This is a genomic window from Streptomyces cellostaticus (genome assembly GCF_001513965.1).
GTDB lineage: Bacteria > Actinomycetota > Actinomycetes > Streptomycetales > Streptomycetaceae > Streptomyces > Streptomyces cellostaticus.
This window is the reverse complement of sequence record NZ_KQ948035.1, coordinates 1-3,594: the sequence shown is the minus strand read 5'-3', so window position 1 is coordinate 3,594 and position 3,594 is coordinate 1. Positions and strand designations below refer to the sequence as shown.

Annotated in this window: 1 protein-coding gene; it reads right to left on the bottom strand. The window is 72.4% G+C overall.

The features are described from left to right. The coding region (locus AQI88_RS30730) for a type I polyketide synthase (RefSeq protein WP_159050451.1) at positions 1 to 3,594 on the bottom strand (3,594 nt) is incomplete at both ends.

Here is a 3,594-nt window from a genome sequence, read left to right as displayed (position 1 = left end):
GTGACGCGGGCAGCTCACCATGCCGCAGCGCCATCACCATCTTGATCACACCGCCGACCCCGGCAGCCGCCTGCGCGTGCCCGAGGTTGGACTTCAACGAACCCACCAGCAGCGGCCCACCATCACGCTCCCTGCCATAGGTAGCAAGCAGGGCCTGAGCCTCGATCGGATCACCGAGCACCGTACCCGTGCCATGAGCCTCCACCGCATCAACCCCGGAAGCAGCCACTCCCGCATCCGCCAAAGCAGCCCGGATCACCCGCTCCTGCGCCGGACCACTCGGCGCCGTCAACCCGTTCGACGCACCGTCCTGATTCACCGCCGTACCAGCCACCACAGCCAGCACCCGATGCCCCAGCCTCCGGGCATCCGACAACCGCTCCACCACCAGCACACCCACACCCTCGGCCCACACCGTGCCATCCGCATCCGCCGAGAACGACTTGCACCGGCCATCAACCGCAAGCCCCCGCTGACGCGAGAACTCGATGAAGGTGTTGGGGGTGGACATCACGGCGACGCCGCCGGCGAGGGCGAGTGAGCATTCGCCGGACCGCAGGGCGCGTACCGCCAGGTGCAGGGCGACCAGCGACGACGAACACGCGGTGTCCACCGTCAGCGCCGGACCCTGCAACCCCAACGTGTACGCCACCCGCCCGGTGGCGACGCTGCCGGTGGTGCCGGTCAGGAAGTGGCCCTCGGCCTGTTCCGGCATCCGGCCGCCACCGCCGTAGTCGTGGTACATCACCCCGGCGAACACGCCGGTGTCGCTGCCGTGCAGCGATCCGGGCGCGATTCCGGCCTGCTCCAGGGCCTCCCACGACACCTCCAGCAGCAGGCGCTGCTGCGGGTCCATCGCCAGCGCCTCACGCGGCGAGATCCCGAAGAAGGCGGGGTCGAAGTCGGCGGCCTCGTGGAGGAATCCGCCGTGCCGCACGTACGACGTGCCGGAGTGGTCCGGGTCGGGGTGGTAAAGGCCGTCGAGGTCCCAGCCGCGGTCGGCCGGAAAGCCGGAGATCACGTCACGCTGCTCGGCCACGACCTGCCACAGCGCCTCCGGCGAGTCCACCCCGCCCGGGAAACGGCAACCCATACCGACGATCACGATCGGATCATCGTCCGTACGCGCTGCGACGGCAGTGGCGGGCGGGGCGGCACTCTCGGCGCGTTCCTGTGCGAGTGCGAGCGTGAAGTCGGCGACGGCGGCCGGTGTGGGGTGGTCGAAGACGAGGGTGGCCGGAAGACGCAGGCCGGTGACGGAGTTGAGGCGGTTGCGCAGTTGCACCGCGAGCAGCGAGTCGACGCCGAAGCCCTTGAACGGCTGGTGCGGGTCGATCCCGTCCACGGAGTCGCGGCCGATGACCGCGGCAAGCTGGAAGCGTACGAGGTCGAGCAGCAGTCGGCGGCCCTCCTCCTCGGACATCCGGCCGAGCCTGCGGCGCAGGCCGGACTCGCCGGGGCGCCGCTGCGGGACCCGCACCAGCGAGCGCAGCACCGGGGACAGGGTCCCGGCGAGTGCGTCGGCGCGCAACGCGGCCGGGTCAAGGAGGGCCGGTACGAGCGCCGCGCTGCCGTCGGCGAGCGCCCGGTCGAGGAGTTCGAGGCCCTGTTCGGTGGAGAGCGGGGCGATGCCGCGGGTCGAGAGGGTGTCGCTGTCCAAGTGCCCGGTGAGGCCGGTGCGTTCGGCCCACAGGCCCCAGGCGAGTGAGGTCGCGGGGCGCCCGGCGGCGCGGCGGCGAGCGGCGAGCGCGTCGAGGAAGACGTTTCCCGCGGCGTAGTTGGCCTGGCCCGGGTTGCCGAGCACGCCCGCCGCCGAGGAGAAGAGGACGAAGGCCGCGAGGTCCTGGTCGGCGGTCAGCTCGTCGAGGTGTGCGGCGGCGTCCACTTTGGGCCGCAGCACGGCGGACAGCCGGTCCGCGGTCAACGACTCGACCATGCCGTCGTCCAGCAGCCCCGCGGTGTGCACGACGGCGGTGAGTCGTACGCCGGTCAGCAGGTGCGCGAGCGCGTCGCGGTCGGCGGTGTTGCAGGCTGCGAGGGTGACAGCGGCGCCCAACCCGCTTAGTTCGGCGGCGAGTTCCCTGGCACCGGGCGCATCGGGACCACGGCGGCTGACCAGCAGCAGACGGCGGGCGCCGTGCTCGATGACCAGGTGCCGCGCAACCAATGCGCCGAGCACGCCAGTGCCGCCGGTGATGAGCACGGTGCCGTCCGGGGCGAGCCCGGCGGCGCCTGCCAGGTCGGAGATCCCGGTGTGCCGTACCAGCCGAGGGGCGAGCACCGTGTTGGCCCGCAGCGCGAGTTGGGGTTCGGTGAGCACGGCCGCGGGCACGGTGTCGGCTCGGTGGGCTGCGTCTGCGTCCAACAGCGCGAAACGGTCCGGGTGTTCGGATTGCGCGGTCCTGATCAGGCCCCACACGGTGGCCTGGGCGGGGTCCATTACGTCGGGGCCGGCCGCGCCGTCGGTCAGGACCAGCAGCCGGGAGCTCGTGAAGCGGGCATCGGCCAGCCACTCCTGGACCAGGCCGAGCGCCCAAGCTGCCGCTCGGTGTGCGTTCCTGGCGAGGTCGGCTCCCGTGCTGCCCGAGTCCTGCGACCCGACCGGACATCGTACGGCGACCACCTGCGGTACGGGCTCCGGGACGTCGGCCAAGTCCGCCACCAGGCACACGTCGATGTCGGCCGCGGCGGCCCGGACCGGCTGCCATTCCAGCCGGAACAGCGAGTCGGTGCCGCGTCCGGCGGCCGGGTCGGCGGTGAACGGCCGCATGGTGACTGCCTCCGCGGACAGCACGGGCTTTCCTGTGCCGTCAGCGGCGCGCAGGGTCACCCCGTCCTTTCCGGTTGCGCTGAGCCACACCCGCAGGGCACCCGCGCCTTCGGTGTAACGGGTGACGCCGGACCAGGAGAAGGGCAGGACGGTGCCGCCGTCCTCGCGGAGCAGGCCGACCGCGTGCAAGGCTGCGTCCAGCACCGCCGGGTGCAGGCCGAAGGCGGTGCCGTCGAGCTCGGCGGGGAGGCTCACCTCGGCGTAGACGTCGCGGTCGGTGCGCCAGGCTGCGCGCAGGCCCTGGAAGGCGGGGCCGTAGTCGTAGCCCGCCTCCGCGAGGGTGTCGTAGCGGGTCTCGACGTCGATCTCGTGGGCACCGGGCGGTGGCCATTCGACCAGGTCGAAGTCGGCGGTGTCGTCGTGGATGCCGAGCAGTGCCGCGGCATGCCGCGTCCACGGGCTGCCCGGGTCGGCGTCCTGTGGCCGGGAGTGCACGGCCAGCTCCCGCTGCCCGTTCGCGGCCGGCGGCTCGACGGTCACCCGGAGCTGTACGGCCGCGTCCGGTTCGAGCAGCAGCGGTGTCTGGAGGGTGAGTTCGACCAGACGTGCCCAGCCCACCCTGGTGCCGACGGCCATCGTGAGTTCGAGGAACGCGGTGCCGGGCAGCAGTACGGTGCCGTGCACGGCATGGTCGGCGAGCCACGGCTGTGTGTCGAGGGCGAGCCGCCCTGTGTACACCAGCCGGTCCTCCTCGACCAGTTCGACCATCGCGCCCAGCAGCGGGTGCCCGGGCGAAGCCAGACCGAGCCCGCGGGCGTCGGTCG